General features: G+C 58.4%; 16 protein-coding genes and 2 tRNA genes. 9 read left to right on the top strand and 9 right to left on the bottom strand.

What is annotated here, in order from left to right; all coding sequences use genetic code 11:
- The first annotated feature begins 187 nt into the window (after positions 1-187).
- The 9 genes from gabT to ACY4LX_RS17410 all read left to right on the top strand — a co-directional run bounded on the left by gabT (position 188) and on the right by ACY4LX_RS17410 (position 8,464).
- Positions 188-1,480, top strand: a complete 1,293-nt coding sequence (gabT, locus tag ACY4LX_RS17370; protein WP_463257205.1) for a 4-aminobutyrate--2-oxoglutarate transaminase — start codon at positions 188-190, stop codon at positions 1,478-1,480.
- Positions 1,481-1,575: 95 nt separating this feature from the next.
- Complete coding sequence (locus ACY4LX_RS17375; protein WP_149661185.1) at positions 1,576-2,232, top strand: HAD family hydrolase; 657 nt, start codon at positions 1,576-1,578, stop codon at positions 2,230-2,232.
- Between the two features lie 45 nt (positions 2,233-2,277).
- On the top strand, positions 2,278-2,766 hold the full coding sequence (locus tag ACY4LX_RS17380; protein WP_008055821.1) for an Lrp/AsnC family transcriptional regulator: 489 nt from the start codon (positions 2,278-2,280) through the stop codon (positions 2,764-2,766).
- 310 nt (positions 2,767-3,076) lie between these two features.
- Entirely contained in the window at positions 3,077-3,847 is a 771-nt protein-coding gene (locus ACY4LX_RS17385) for a DUF4198 domain-containing protein (protein WP_463257206.1), read from the top strand.
- A gap of 27 nt (positions 3,848-3,874) precedes the next feature.
- A complete protein-coding gene (locus ACY4LX_RS17390; protein ID WP_463257207.1) occupies positions 3,875-5,080 on the top strand; it encodes a DUF1624 domain-containing protein in 1,206 nt (401 codons plus the stop codon).
- 66 nt (positions 5,081-5,146) lie between these two features.
- Complete coding sequence (locus tag ACY4LX_RS17395) at positions 5,147-6,490, top strand: OprD family porin (RefSeq protein WP_463257208.1); 1,344 nt, start codon at positions 5,147-5,149, stop codon at positions 6,488-6,490.
- A gap of 228 nt (positions 6,491-6,718) precedes the next feature.
- Positions 6,719-6,792, top strand: a tRNA-Cys gene (locus tag ACY4LX_RS17400).
- A gap of 195 nt (positions 6,793-6,987) precedes the next feature.
- A tRNA-Leu gene (locus ACY4LX_RS17405) sits at positions 6,988-7,074 on the top strand.
- A 163-nt stretch (positions 7,075-7,237) separates the two neighbouring features.
- Positions 7,238-8,464 carry a tyrosine-type recombinase/integrase gene (locus tag ACY4LX_RS17410; RefSeq protein ID WP_463257209.1) on the top strand — a complete coding sequence of 409 codons (1,227 nt, stop codon included), beginning with the start codon at positions 7,238-7,240 and terminating at the stop codon, positions 8,462-8,464.
- A gap of 2 nt (positions 8,465-8,466) precedes the next feature.
- Here ACY4LX_RS17410 and ACY4LX_RS17415 read toward each other — a convergent pair whose 3' ends face one another.
- The 9 genes from ACY4LX_RS17415 to ACY4LX_RS17455 form a co-directional block, all read right to left on the bottom strand.
- Entirely contained in the window at positions 8,467-8,682 is a 216-nt protein-coding gene (locus tag ACY4LX_RS17415; RefSeq protein ID WP_463257210.1) for a helix-turn-helix transcriptional regulator, read from the bottom strand.
- Between the two features lie 43 nt (positions 8,683-8,725).
- Positions 8,726-9,376, bottom strand: a complete 651-nt coding sequence (locus ACY4LX_RS17420) for a DUF1281 family ferredoxin-like fold protein (protein ID WP_463257211.1) — start codon at positions 9,374-9,376, stop codon at positions 8,726-8,728.
- A gap of 67 nt (positions 9,377-9,443) precedes the next feature.
- Positions 9,444-9,779: a hypothetical protein gene (locus tag ACY4LX_RS17425; RefSeq protein WP_463257212.1), complete on the bottom strand. Its 336-nt coding sequence runs from the start codon at positions 9,777-9,779 to the stop codon at positions 9,444-9,446.
- 49 nt (positions 9,780-9,828) lie between these two features.
- On the bottom strand, positions 9,829-10,161 hold the full coding sequence (locus ACY4LX_RS17430; RefSeq protein ID WP_463257213.1) for a hypothetical protein: 333 nt from the start codon (positions 10,159-10,161) through the stop codon (positions 9,829-9,831).
- Positions 10,162-10,234: 73 nt separating this feature from the next.
- The gene (locus tag ACY4LX_RS17435; protein WP_463257214.1) at positions 10,235-10,822 is read right to left on the bottom strand and encodes a hypothetical protein; all 588 of its coding nucleotides are present in this window, start codon (positions 10,820-10,822) and stop codon (positions 10,235-10,237) included.
- A gap of 47 nt (positions 10,823-10,869) precedes the next feature.
- A complete protein-coding gene (locus ACY4LX_RS17440) occupies positions 10,870-11,307 on the bottom strand; it encodes a hypothetical protein (protein ID WP_463257215.1) in 438 nt (145 codons plus the stop codon).
- A 1-nt stretch (position 11,308) separates the two neighbouring features.
- Complete coding sequence (locus ACY4LX_RS17445; protein WP_212546426.1) at positions 11,309-11,650, bottom strand: hypothetical protein; 342 nt, start codon at positions 11,648-11,650, stop codon at positions 11,309-11,311.
- The gene (locus ACY4LX_RS17450) at positions 11,647-12,414 is read right to left on the bottom strand and encodes a lambda exonuclease family protein (RefSeq protein WP_463257216.1); all 768 of its coding nucleotides are present in this window, start codon (positions 12,412-12,414) and stop codon (positions 11,647-11,649) included. The genes ACY4LX_RS17445 and ACY4LX_RS17450 overlap by 4 nt, the downstream gene beginning before the upstream one ends.
- A complete protein-coding gene (locus tag ACY4LX_RS17455; protein WP_108183207.1) occupies positions 12,411-13,169 on the bottom strand; it encodes an ERF family protein in 759 nt (252 codons plus the stop codon). Before ACY4LX_RS17455 ends, ACY4LX_RS17450 begins: the two co-directional genes overlap by 4 nt.
- Between the last annotated feature and the right edge of the window lie 6 nt (positions 13,170-13,175).

Here is a 13,175-nt window from a genome sequence, read left to right on the forward strand (position 1 = left end):
GCGTCATGTTGTATCGGTGAAGTGGCGGCAGATTCGGCGGGCTGAAGGAATCTGCCGTTTGGCAGGGTGAAAACAGTCGATCCGAATTTCTCAGGGGCCAAGTTCGGCGTAGTTCGTTTCGCCCAAGCCTTAATCTGGACAGCATCGCAACCACCTCCCGGTTGCCGGACTCACGATGGGAAATGCCATGAATAGCAAAGTCGACGACACCCCTCATTTGCTCCGTCAGCGCGATCAATTCGTGCCGCGTGGCCTGGTTACCGCTCACCCGTTGGTGATCGATCGCGCCCAAGGTGCCGAGTTGTGGGACGTGGACGGCAAGCGTTACCTGGATTTTGTCGGCGGCATCGGTGTGTTGAACATCGGTCACAACCATCCGAAAGTGGTTGCGGCGGTGCAGGCGCAATTGCAGAAGGTTTCCCACGCCTGTTTCCAGGTGGTGGCCTACCAACCTTATCTGGATCTGGCCCAGCGCCTGTGCGAAATGATTGGCGGTAAAGAAGCCTATAAAGCGGCGTTCTTCACCTCCGGCGCCGAGGCCGTGGAGAACGCGGTGAAGATCGCCCGGGCGCACACCAACCGTTCGGCAGTGATTGCCTTTCGTGGTGGCTTCCACGGTCGTACCTTGCTTGGCACCACGCTGACCGGCATGAGCCAACCGTACAAGCAAAACTTCGGGCCGTTCGCGCCGGAGGTGTTTCACACGCCGTATCCGAATGCATATCGCGGGGTTACCAGCGACATGGCGCTCAAGGCGCTGGACGAATTGCTCGCAACCCAAGTTGCGCCAGAGCGGGTCGCCGCGATCATTATCGAACCCGTGCAGGGCGACGGCGGTTTCCTTTCGGCACCTGTCGAGTTCCTCAAGGGCCTGCGCGCACTGACTGAGAAGCACGGCATTGTGCTGATTCTGGATGAAATCCAGACCGGCTTCGGCCGCACCGGCAAGTGGTTCGGTTTCCAGCACGCCGGCATCCAGCCTGACCTGGTGACGGTCGCCAAGAGCCTGGCCGGTGGCCTGCCGCTGTCGGGTGTGGTCGGCAAGGCCGGGATCATGGATGCACCGTTGCCCGGTGGCCTCGGCGGCACCTATGGCGGCAATGCGTTGTCTTGCGCGGCAGCACTGGCGGTCATCGATGCCTTCGAGGAAGAACAGCTGCTGGCGCGGGGCGAAGCCTTGGGCGAGCGTCTGCGCCAGGGACTGCTGCGCTTGCAAGCCCGTCACCCACAAATCGGCGACGTGCGCGGGACCGGGTTCATGCTCGCCATCGAGCTGATCAAGCACGACGAAGCCCGCACCCCGGACGCAGACCTGAATCAGCGGCTGATCGACGAGGCGCGCAAGGGCGGTTTGCTGGTGATCAAGTGCGGTGTGTACCGCAACGTGTTGCGCTTCCTCGCACCGCTCGTGGCCACCGAAGCACAGGTCGACGAAGCGCTGCAGATTCTCGAAGCCGCTTTGGCACGCGTCTTGAACTGAGCTCCAGCCAGCTCGTGGCGATGCTGCAAGGCATCGTCCGTGAGCGTTTATGGAGCATGGATGGATGAAATGCATCATCGGAGGCTTTGCACACCATGGGGCTGACTGATTATCGAGCGCTGCTCATCGATTGCGATGAAGTCCTGGTCGACCGCGACTCGGGGGTCTGGGCGGCGTTGCAACCGCTGCTCGACAGCCGGGGCGGGCACCCGGATAAGGAACAGGTGCTGGGCGAATACAGCGAGGTGGTGCGCGCACTGTATCCGCGCTTCGGTGAGCTAGGCTTCAGTGGACTGCTGTGTTTCGCCCATCGCCAGTTGGCCGAACGCTGGGGCTTGAAAGCCAGTTGGGAGGAGGGCATGAGCTTCGCCCGTTCGGTGGCGAGCTGGTCGCTGTTCGAGGACGCGCCGGGGGCGATGTTGTACCTGCGCAAGTTCTATCGCCTGCTGGTGCAGGGGGATCGGGATGCCGAGGATCGCGGGTTACTCTGCGAGCGGTTGGGGATCATGGCCGACGATTTCGTCTCGCTGGCCAGCGACCCGTTGCAGGACCCGGATTGGCTGCTGGCGAACGCGCTTAAACCCGGCGAAATCCTGCAAGTGACCCGACCTTCAGCCAGTACTCAGACGAGCAGCGATGTGTGCTTGATCTGCCGTGGTCGGGCCAAACACCCGACACCGTGCGCAGCGGATTACTGCATCAACAGCATGGCGGATCTGGTGGCACAGCATCAGCTGTCTTTACGGCGCTGATTTTGCTAGAAGATTGTCTTACAAACGGCAGTCACGAGGTACGCAATGGAAGGTTTAGTCAAACTGGACCGGATCGACATCAGTATTTTGGTCGAGCTGCAAAAGGACGGGCGCATGACCAACGTCAGCCTCGCCGATGCCGTGGGATTGTCGGCCAGCCCTTGCCTGCAACGGGTCAAGCGGCTGGAATCGGCCGGGTATATTTCCAGCTACAAGGCGCACCTGAACCTGGCGAAAATCACCGATTCGGTGACCGTCTTCACCGAAATCACCCTGAGCGACCACAAGCGCGAAGACTTCGCCAAGTTCGAGTCCAACATTCGCCTGGTGGATGAAGTGCTCGAATGCCACTTGATCAGCGGTGGCTACGACTACCTGGTGCGCTTCATGACCCGCAGCATCCAGCACTATCAGGAAGTGATCGAAAGTCTGCTGGACAAGAACATCGGCATCTCCAAGTACTTCAGCTATATCGTGATCAAATCTCCCGTGCTCAAGGACGGCGTGCCGCTGCGCAAGTTGTTGCGGCACTGAAACCTCCCCCAATACAAACCTGTGGCGAGGGGGCAAGCCCCCTCGCCACAGGGTATTGATGCACCGCGTTTGGACATTCCCCCGCTGGATCCCCGCAACCCGCCTCATCCTGGCGCAAGCCGCATAAACCGCTGTTTCCCCCCACAAAAACAGTCACCGATGGCCCTGCATGCGCTGATTTCAGAGAAAAGCGCAAAAGTCTCTGCGCTGTAATGCGTACAGAGAGAGGGGCGCGGTTTGTGAAGTCGCTGGTTTCCAGGCAGCTTTTGCGAATCGCTGAAAAACACCAATCGGAGCCAAAAAAATGCGAATGAGCAACGCAAAAGCACTGTTGGGTTACGGCGCCTTCCTGCTGGCTGGCAGCAGCGAGGCGCATCAGATCTGGTACGAACAGCCACCGGGGCAACCCTTGGCGTTGTACTACGGGGAATATGACAAGAACATACTGGAAGTCACGCCGGGCGGGATGGATCGGTTCCAGCAACTCAAGGCTTGGTCGATTGGCAACAATTCGAAACCATTGAATCTGACCTTGCAGCGCCAGGCTTTTTCGGTAGCCCATCATGCGGCGGGCGATGACTCGCTTCTCGCCCAAGATCCGCATTATCCGATCTTCGACCTGCATGAAGCCGACAAGTCCCTGAAAACGTATTGGACGCCAGCGACCCGTTGGGTCGGCGATTTGCGTGCCCGAACCCCGGAACTGACCCTGGACATCGTGCCGACCGGCCTCGTCGATGACAACAAGGCGCAATTCCAAGTGTACTATTCGCAAAAACCGCTGGCGGATCAGGACGTTATGCTGGAAACCGGTTCCGGTGAAGTCTTCACCCAGCGCACCGATGCGGCGGGCAAAGTCAGCTTCGAGTTGCCCTGGCAGGGCACGTATGTGGTGGCCGTCGAATACAAGGACCGCACGCCGGGTGAACGGGTCAGTCCGCAAGGCAAGACTGAGCCATACGACCTGAAGAGCTTCAGCTCGACGCTGTCGTTCTATCGGGCCCAGGGCAAGCCGCCATTGCCGCGGGCACCGTCGCAGCTGCCGGCCTCCGAAGTCGCCCGGTTGAAGAAACAGGCCTGATCCACCGCCCCCACAGGAGTCACCACTATGTCCCAATCTTCAGGATTGGCCGGGCAGGCGGGAAGTGTTTCCGCTGCGCTGGCCACCCCCGCTGTAAAAGCCAACACCCGGATGCTGGCGATCGATGCCCTGCGTGGTTTCGTCATGCTGCTGATGCTGATCGACCACGTGCGCGAAACCTTTCTGCTGCACCGTCAGGTCACCGACCCCATCGACGCCTTGAGCGTCACGCCGGACCTGTACTTCACCCGCATGCTCAGCGAAATCTGTGCCCCGGTGTTCATCTTCCTCACCGGCCTGTCGGCCTGGCTCTACAGCCAGAAACACACCGCCAGCGAAACCTCGGTGTTCCTGCTCAAGCGTGGATTCTTCCTGGTGTTTCTGGAGATCACCTTCGTCTGTTTTGCCTGGAACGCCGAGTTCCCGCCCAAGACCCTGTGGCTGCAAGTGATCTGGTGCATCGGCATCTGCATGATCGTGCTCGCCGGGTTGCTGCACTTCAAACGCGGCTGGCTGATTGTGCTGGGGCTGGTCATCGTCGCCGGGCACAACCTGTTCGATAACGTCGTCGTCGGGCCGGAATCGCCGTTCTATGTGCCATGGTCGATCCTGCATCAGAAGGTGTTTATCGATATCACCGAGTTCACCCGGGCGCGTACGACCTATCCGGTACTGCCGTGGATTGGTGTGATTCTGCTGGGCTGGGGGATCGGGCCGTGGTTCGGCAAGGACATGGAACCGGCCGAGCGGATTTCTCGCCTGGTCAAACTCGGCGCCGGTCTGCTGGTGGCGTTCGTGTTCATCCGTTACCTGAACGTCTACGGCGAGAAGCCGTGGGTGCAGACCGGTGATTCGTTGCGCACCTTCATGAGCTTCATGAGCGCGAAAAAGTATCCGCCGTCGCTGATGTTCCTGATGCCGACCCTTGGACTCGGGCTGCTGTTGCTGGCGTTGTTCGAGAAGCTGCAGGATCGCTGGTCCACCGCGACACTGGCGATCTACGGTGGGGCGCCGATGTTTTTCTATTTGCTGCACCTATACGTGCTCAAAGCCATGTACTTGGTGGCTGTCGCGATTTGGGGTGCCAATCAGGGCGCGTATTACGGTTTCGACAACCTGCCCACGGTGTGGCTGTGGAGCGTGATCCTCGGCGTGTTGCTGTTCTTCCCGACGCGCTGGTTCGCCAGCCTCAAACAGCGCCGTCGCGACATCGCCATCCTCAAATACCTCTGAGTTGCCCAATGGTGTCCCCCGTTTGGCGGGACACCTTGCAGACCCCGAATGCTGTGGAGTTGCCCTGTGAAAACCCTATCGACACACACCCTGCTATTGGCATTGGGTGGGCAGTCCTTGCTCGCCCTGGCTTCGGAACAAGACAACGCCAAAGGCTTTGTCGAAGACAGCCAGTGGAGCCTGCTCAACCGTAGCGTCTATGACCGCCGCGACTATGAACACGGCGCGCTGAGCAACGGCGCACGCAATGCCTACAAACCCCGCGCCCAACGTAGCGACCTTGCCGAAGAATGGGCCTACGGCCTGATGGCCGATTTCACCTCCGGCTACACCCCTGGTACCGTGGGTTTTGGCCTCGACGCCCATGTGTATTCCGGCTGGAAACTGGACAGCGGAGGCGGGCGGGCCGGCAAGGCGCGGTTGCTCGGCGTGGACAACGACGGTCACCCCAAGGATGAATTCAGTCGTGGTGGTGCCGTGGCCAAACTGCGTTTTTCTTCCACCGAACTGCGTTACGGCGAGCAACGGGTGAAAACCCCGGTGTTCGGCTCATCCGACAGCCGCCTGCTGCCGGAAACCGCCACCGGTTGGCTGCTGACCAGCCGCGAACTGCCCGCCACCACCCTGTACGGCGGACATTTCAACGAAAGCACCGACCGCAACGCTACCAGTCATGACCAAGGATTCGTGGTCAATTATTCCAACGGCAAGCAGGGAGACAGCTTCGATCTGGTGGGGGTGCGCAACACCGCTGTCAAAGGGCTCAATGCCAGCCTGTTCAGCGCGGTCTATGCCGACACTTGGCGTCAGCATTACCTGGGTGCGGTCTACACCCAGCCGATAGCGGACGGCCAGGACCTGACCTTCGACCTCAATCTGTATCGCACCCAGGACACTGGCAAAGCCTTGTCCGGCCGGATCGACAACACCACCTGGAGTTTTCTGACGACCTACAAGGCCGGTTCCCACAGCTTCGGCCTGGGCTATCAGAAAGTCGACGGCGACACGCCCTACGACTACGTCACCCGCGGCGCGATCTACTTGAGTAACGCCGTGGCTCTGTCCGACTTCAACGCGCCGCAAGAGGCGTCCTGGCAGGCGCGCTACGACCTGAACCTGGCTGGCTACGGCATCCCCGGTCTAACCTTCGGCGCTCTGTATGTTCGCGGCAGCGGCATCGACGGCAGCCACATGGACCCGAACGGCGGTTACAAATGGCTGGGTTACGGGCAGGGCGGCAAACACTGGGAGCGCGATCTACAGGCCAAATACGTGGTGCAATCCGGCGCGGCGAAAAACCTCGCGTTCACCTTGCGCCATGCCGTGCACCGGGGGAACGCGGCCCAGGCGGAACTGGATGCCAACCAGATTCGCCTGGCGGTGGAATATCCATTGGGTGGGAAATTCTGAATCGCGAACGTGACGTAGCGTGAAACCGGGCGCGATCAACCGGGCAGAATTTTTTTTGAAATCAAGGGGTTGCCAGCCTCGGGAAATCAGTACATAATTCACGCCATCGAAAGCACTGATGGCTGAAAAAGCTCAATGTTTTCAATGAGTTAGAGAATGATTCAATTAACTCTCGAAGCTCAGCGTTTGTATGCGTTTGGTGTCGTGCTACTGACATCAGATGTTTGAGGCCGAGTAGCAAAATGGTTATGCAGTGGATTGCAAATCCACCTACGCCGGTTCGATTCCGACCTCGGCCTCCACTTTAAACGAGCTCCGTAGATCCTTGATCTACGGAGCTTTTTTATTTTCGCAGCCCTGCAAGATTTAGTCTTGAAAAGGCCATATGCGAACTTGCTTCACGGGGGAGGGATGTATATATTTCCACCTCTGCATCACAAGCGTCAGAACGGCCAGGTTGTTACATGGCAGTATTCAGACCGCTTCACCGCGCTACCGCCCGAATGGCGAAACTGGTAGACGCATGGGACTTAAAATCCCCCGCTCGTAAGGGCGTGCCGGTTCGATTCCGGCTTCGGGCACCATTTTCGCTTCTCAGGCCTTACCAGGCCTTCTCAAAAAGCCCCGCAGGTTCTAGCCTACGGGGCTTTTTAGTTCTCAGAGATTCTCAACTATTCTCACCCCTTCTCATTATTTTTAGTACATTCACCAGCACATCTGAATTCGACTGCTCATGGTGATGTACTAATGCCCCTCACTGACACAGCCGTCAGGCAAGCAAAGCCCAAAGACAAAGATTACAGCCTCAGCGATAACGCTGGCCTGTCTTTGTTCGTCGCCGCCAAAGGCACGAAAGCGTGGCACTTCCGTTTTTCATGGCACGGACAGCAACCGCGCATATCCCTGGGTACCTATCCCGAAATCTCCCTGAAAGAAGCCCGCGAGCGCCGAGACGAGGCAAGATCCTTTATTGCCAAGGGTGTCGATCCTCGATCTCAGCGCCGCGAAGAAAAACGCGCAGCCAGTACCGGCGCAGTCAAAACATTCGAAGTAGTGGCTAAAGAGTGGTACGACTTCAAGCTCCCTCGATGGGGAAAGGCCAAGAAGGGCGCTGCCGTGCAGGCACAACTCTATCTGGCCAAGGACTTGGTGCCAGCGCTGGGCAAAATCCCCATTGCAGATGTAAGGCGCGCTGATGTACTAGCGACCCTGAGGGTCATCGAGAAGCGCGGGGCGCTCAACGTAGCTAGAAAATGCAGGACCTGGCTGAACGAAATATTCCGCTTTGGCATCGCTTCGGATTATTTGGAGATTAATCCAGCGGCGGACCTAGATATCGTGGCTGCTAAAGAACCACCAGAGAAGCACAACCCCATGCTTAGACAGAAGGAGCTGAAAGAGTTTTTGGAGGCGCTGAATTGCGCTGATGTTACGGAATACACAAAGAGCGCCATCCGTTTATTGCTATTAACAGCAGTGCGCACCGGAGAACTGCGCAGCGCAATGTGGTCACAGTTCGACCTTGATGGCGCGCTTTGGACTATTCCGGCATCAAGCGTAAAGCAATTACAGAAGGTAATCAGGGCAAAAGGCGGGGATAACGTACCGCCTTATCTGGTGCCGCTCTCGCGACAGGCGGTTGCTGAGGTACGTAAGGTGCATGAGCTGACCGGCCGTTACAAATTACTGATCGCGGGTCGAAGTGACCCGAGCAAGCCAATTAGTGACGGCACGGTCAACGTTGCATTACGCCGAATGGGATATGAAGGCAGACTGACCGGGCACGGAATCCGCGCCACGATTTCAACGGCCTTGAACGAGATGGGCTACAACGAGGATTGGATCGAGGCGCAGCTTTCGCATGCGGGTTCAAGCAAGATCAGGAAAACGTACAACCACGCGGAGTACGTGGAGCAGCGGCGAGGAATGATGCAGGACTGGGCTGACTATCTGGACAGGCTGATGAAGGTTTAGGCCTATTGCGCCCTTTCACGAGCGGCGGCTCGGCTTGCTGCCCATGCCTCGACTTCCGACCGAATCCAGGCCACGGCCTGCTCTCCAACCTTGGCTTGACGTGGAAACTTGCCCCCAACAGCCATCCGGTAAATGGTAGCGGTGCTTAGGCCGGAGATTCGGCGCACCTCTGGCAAGCGGATGTATTCGATAAATTCTTCGGTATGCGCGGTATTCATTTGATGCTCCATGCCGCGCGTGGCGGCAGAAGGTGGTGATGGGTTATTCGGCGTCTTCTTCGTCTTCTGGCCAGCCTTTCAGGTCTCGCGCCCAGGCCGTCCACTGCTTGCGTTGCTCATCGCTCATTTCGTTCCAGCGCCCAGCAACCTTCGAAGAAACCACTTCACCCGCCTTGAGACGCACGGTTCCGCAGTTACTGCCGAGATCTTCGTCCGCATAACGAACAACGATTTCGTCATCTGGATGGAACCTCGAAAGCTCTGTCAGAACCGGAATCGGACACGACCAGGCGGTATCGAACGAGAGTTCACCAGCATCCAGCTCAATCACCTGGTCGTAGGCGTTCCACTTTGTGCCCCAAACATCCCGGGCGAAGTCCAGCGAATGGAAGTGCCCAGACGATCGCTTGTTGCGCAGCATCTGGATGAACTGTTCGAAGCACTCTTCGCGCAGTTGCAACACGTTGGCCTCGGTGCGGTTACGCCGTTCAAGCCCTGCAATTAAAGGATGATCGTTGAGCGGCTGAGCAGTGATCGCTTCCGCCGCGGTCTCGGCCTGCCCGCTGATGCTGTCCCAAGGGAACGTCCCTCGAAAGGGAAGGATGGTGTTGAAATCGATCTTGCCGCTTTCGTTGATCAACGACTTCAGGACGTGCGCTGGCGCGTGCACCTTATTGGTCACATGGTTTGGCATGGCAATAGAATTCCTCGCCCGCCGTACACCGGCAGGCATGCAGGGGGATTGGGGTTAGGGGGAAAGGTCAGGGTTTCCAGCGCCTGCCAACGCGGTACACCGTCATCAGGTTGTGATGGAATGGCACCTTGAGCACATGGTCGAAAAACTCACCCTTGCCGGAAATGAAACCAGTTGGCACCTTGGTTCCTCCAGTGCCGAATTCTCGCCAGCATTCTTCGCCGCCGTTCTTGTCCCAGTAGGCGCGCTCGCGTTTTGGAATCTCATCGTAGGTTTTTTCGAACACGGAGATATCGGGGATATCACAGATCCGGCGCCATGCTGGATTGCGCTTGCACCACTCGGCGCCATGCTGGGCAGCTTGGTCGGCGGAGTAAAACTCCCTCTTGGTTTGTTCATTCATCGCCATGGTCCTCTATAGATCAGGTAGGCCATGTAGAGCGGGGCGAAGATCATGGCGTCACCTTCAGGCCGGCGGCTTCCAGTGATGCCAGGTCGTAGACGGCTGTCTTCGCGCACATGGGGTCATCTATCTTTTCCGCATACTCGACATCCCAAACTGAGCGGCCTCCACCGCACGCGGCGTAGTCACCTACCACGGCATACGGCTTTGGCAGCTCCATCACCGCAGTGGCGCAGGAAGCCTGCCAGCCAGCCTCGAAACACGACCAACTGAGCACTTCATCAGCCCGTCGATATGCGCCCGGCCAGTCGTCACCCTGGATCAACAGGCCGGCCAACTTCGCTCGGCGCATCTTGTAGGCTTCACGCATCTTGTCGCTCATCCGATCACCGCCTTTATGGTCAGTACCAATGGAAGCCAGAAGAAGAGGGTGCAGCCAGCCATGCATTTGAAGATCATGCTGCGGCCCTCGCGGTGGCGACCTCATCGATGAGCGATTGCGGGAGCCTTACTGCGAATTCCCCTTCCGACCACGACAGGGGTTCAGACTTGCGGATCATCTCGTTCAGCAGTTCGAACGCAGCAAGCAACTGATCGTCGCGGATCTCGCCGTCTTCCGGCAGGTCATCGCAGAAATGGTCTTCCGGTTCGATTTCACGGGGATAATTCGGCTCACAGATGCAGAGTTGAACGTCAGCCAGTTCGATATCGCTGTCGATCAGGTAGTCGCGCAGGCTGTCCTCATCGAAGAAGTAGCGGTCGCCATCGAAGATAACCAGAGGCTCGCCGGCCCAGTCCTTGACTGGCATCGCCGCGAATTTTGCTTGGCACCGGACGTGTCGGCACTCATTGCAGGAACTGTTCACCTCATAAATAGGGTGTTCAGGGTTGATGTCGCAGCGTCGGTGAGTTGCGCCGCAGTAGCGGGCGAGGTTCTCGTCGTCGCCGAAAAATCGACCACCAGCGGAAACCCAGCCGGTTACCGTTTGGAGGCTGGCCGCTTCCGGAGCATCGAACATGATGATTGGCTTTTGTGCAGGCATGACTTCGTCCTTGCCGCTATAGCGGCTGACTTTGAAGGGGGAGGGAGTTACGGGTATTTCTTGCTGATGCGCTGGGCTATTTCTTCGAGCTCACCGGCAATTTCAAACATTTGGTTGTTGTCGCGTCGGGACACAACTGGGGATCGCTGAACGTTGCGGCCGCTCAGTATCTTCGCGGCCAGAAGGATCAGCCAGGCTTCGAACTTGCGGCGGATGAAGCGCTTCATTCCGGCTGCCTTGCAGCTCATAAGCTCGACGGCGATTTTGTCTCGATCCTCTTGAGTGATCATTCGGCCTCGCTTAGCCTTCTGCGCTTCGATGTTCCTGTAGCCGTAAGGCGTTTTGACTACCGTTGCGATGCCTGGACTGTCCTTTCCGATCCCGGTAGGGATTTGCTGTGCCGTACCTCCAGATGCAAAGAAGGCAGCTTTCGCCGCCTCCAGTCCACTTTGCCGCTTTGCGGCTTCAACGAATGCTTGTTCCATATCAGGCACCTTTCGAGCGACTGTTGATGTTGATTTCGTAGATCTCGGCGAGCTCACGAAGAACGGCCCGCGTAATCCCAAGCGCTGCGCAGATCTCAGCTTGCGATCGCGTGCCGGCCAAAGCCTTTATCTGAGTGACCATTGAGGCCCTTTTTTGGCGACGGGCTTCCATCGTCCTGGCGGTGCAGGTCGTGAACTCAATTCCGTGCTCGCTGGCGATCCGGTTGAGTGAGCGAGTGGAGCGGTGCAACGCCTTGGACGCGGCGAAGATCCCCGCGTCAGCGAACCTGTGAAGGGCTTGGGCGATGGCCGGCTCCTCTGCCTTATGGGCGTCCCATCTCATGCTGCTTTACTCCGGAGCTTCGCCTCGTAGCCGTCCACCAGCAGCTTGAACTGCCAGAGGTCTTCTTCGAGCTGCTCGATGTAGTCGTCGTCGCGCTTGAATTCCTGCAGCCAGAGCTGACGGCCGACAGGCTTGAGGAGGGGGCAGTACATACCGATATGCCACCACTTGCGGCCGGTGATCCACATGCAGCCCTGCACCTGGTCGATGACTTCGCTGGCATCGTTGTCGATGTGGAACGCGCGAAGCTTGTCAGGCGAAAGGAAACATTTGTACTCCGAACCGCCGTCTTCGCCGATGAACCCGTCTGCACTGGCGCCAAACACGCCGTCGTCAGTTTTCACCAACCCGACCTGTGTAACGATCAGGCCCGTCTGAAGTTCGTGTTCCATTCGGGCTTCGGGCTCGAGCTCATGCCCCCGGCGCATCTGCCAGGTTTCGAACCCGCCATCCAGCGGTGCGCCGCCGATACGCTCCACAGCCAGCTCGAAGGCGTAGGTGAGTGCAGCGTTGGACGGCTCGCCGACTTTCTCACCATCGAGAGCGCGCTGCACGACTTCGGCCTTCGGCCCAGCCTTGTAGCCAGCCAGGTCGCGGGCTTTGCTTTCGCTATGGCCGGCCAAGATTGCTTCAACGTATGTCCGCTGCTGGGTAGTGAGCCCGTTCACCTTGGAGCGGGCGGTGCTGAACATGCTTGCGGTGATGACCCCGGCGCGGCCTTGCAGCCACTCGGCAGATCCCTGCGTGCAGTTGAGGACAATCATTGTTTTGCCTCCAATATGTCTTTGCGCTTGGTGACGGCAATCTTCACCGTGTCATAACCGACCTTGTCGCCGCTGGCCTGCAAAACCTTCAATGCAGCCTGCCAGACATCTTTGAGCTCATCGGGTGAGGCTGTCTGTTCGACCCGCTCAAGGATGTCCGTAATTACTTGGGCTCGCATTTCCTCGCTATCCGATCCGTCCGCCGTCTGCGCGTCATCATCGCGAGCCTCACTGGTCGTGATGTTCAGCAGGGCGCACATCACGTAGCGCTTGCCATAGGTGGTGGATGAACCAACCGCCTGCACTTCGTTGCGCCCTTTGCCGATATCGGCCGGCAAGGTCATCGTGGTGTGTTCTCGGTGCCCGTCACGGTGCATCAAAATGCCGGTGACACTGATCGCCTTGTCGAGGTTTTCAACCTTGAAGGTGATTGCGAATCCGTGTCGCTGCATGATCGGCTTGATGATTCGCGTGATGTCGTCGAGCGTGGCGTAGGCGTTGCCGGTATGCAGGTTCACAGCGGCCTCGAAGACCGTTGGTATCTCGCACTGCATTTGCGCCATTCCGGCGTTGAATGCTGCTTCGGCGGCCTTATCCTGCATGCGTTCATGCATGGCGAGCAGGCGCTCCATCTTTTCGATATCGCAGGTCGGATCGGCGGCGGCGCGACTGATGACCGCCATGATGCTGTTGTCCGTCGAGATCGGCACGACGGCTTGCCGGCGCTGTTCCGGCATGATGATTTCGGTGGACATGGCGGC

It is taken from the genome of Pseudomonas sp. Emmai (assembly GCF_055179735.1).

What these genes read in the sequence shown, in the direction of transcription:
- ACY4LX_RS17430 (WP_463257213.1), bottom strand. Translation starts at nt 10,161, where the DNA reads ATGAGCGACAAGATGCGTGAAGCCTACAAGATGCGCCGAGCGAAGTTG.
- ACY4LX_RS17425 (WP_463257212.1), bottom strand. Translation starts at nt 9,779, where the DNA reads ATGAATGAACAAACCAAGAGGGAGTTTTACTCCGCCGACCAAGCTGCC.
- ACY4LX_RS17410 (WP_463257209.1), top strand. Translation starts at nt 7,238, where the DNA reads ATGCCCCTCACTGACACAGCCGTCAGGCAAGCAAAGCCCAAAGACAAA.
- ACY4LX_RS17440 (WP_463257215.1), bottom strand. Translation starts at nt 11,307, where the DNA reads ATGGAACAAGCATTCGTTGAAGCCGCAAAGCGGCAAAGTGGACTGGAG.
- ACY4LX_RS17450 (WP_463257216.1), bottom strand. Translation starts at nt 12,414, where the DNA reads ATGATTGTCCTCAACTGCACGCAGGGATCTGCCGAGTGGCTGCAAGGC.
- gabT (WP_463257205.1), top strand. Translation starts at nt 188, where the DNA reads ATGAATAGCAAAGTCGACGACACCCCTCATTTGCTCCGTCAGCGCGAT.
- ACY4LX_RS17390 (WP_463257207.1), top strand. Translation starts at nt 3,875, where the DNA reads ATGTCCCAATCTTCAGGATTGGCCGGGCAGGCGGGAAGTGTTTCCGCT.
- ACY4LX_RS17435 (WP_463257214.1), bottom strand. Translation starts at nt 10,822, where the DNA reads ATGCCTGCACAAAAGCCAATCATCATGTTCGATGCTCCGGAAGCGGCC.
- ACY4LX_RS17420 (WP_463257211.1), bottom strand. Translation starts at nt 9,376, where the DNA reads ATGCCAAACCATGTGACCAATAAGGTGCACGCGCCAGCGCACGTCCTG.
- ACY4LX_RS17385 (WP_463257206.1), top strand. Translation starts at nt 3,077, where the DNA reads ATGAGCAACGCAAAAGCACTGTTGGGTTACGGCGCCTTCCTGCTGGCT.
- ACY4LX_RS17455 (WP_108183207.1), bottom strand. Translation starts at nt 13,169, where the DNA reads ATGTCCACCGAAATCATCATGCCGGAACAGCGCCGGCAAGCCGTCGTG.
- ACY4LX_RS17415 (WP_463257210.1), bottom strand. Translation starts at nt 8,682, where the DNA reads ATGAATACCGCGCATACCGAAGAATTTATCGAATACATCCGCTTGCCA.
- ACY4LX_RS17445 (WP_212546426.1), bottom strand. Translation starts at nt 11,650, where the DNA reads ATGAGATGGGACGCCCATAAGGCAGAGGAGCCGGCCATCGCCCAAGCC.
- ACY4LX_RS17375 (WP_149661185.1), top strand. Translation starts at nt 1,576, where the DNA reads ATGGGGCTGACTGATTATCGAGCGCTGCTCATCGATTGCGATGAAGTC.
- ACY4LX_RS17380 (WP_008055821.1), top strand. Translation starts at nt 2,278, where the DNA reads ATGGAAGGTTTAGTCAAACTGGACCGGATCGACATCAGTATTTTGGTC.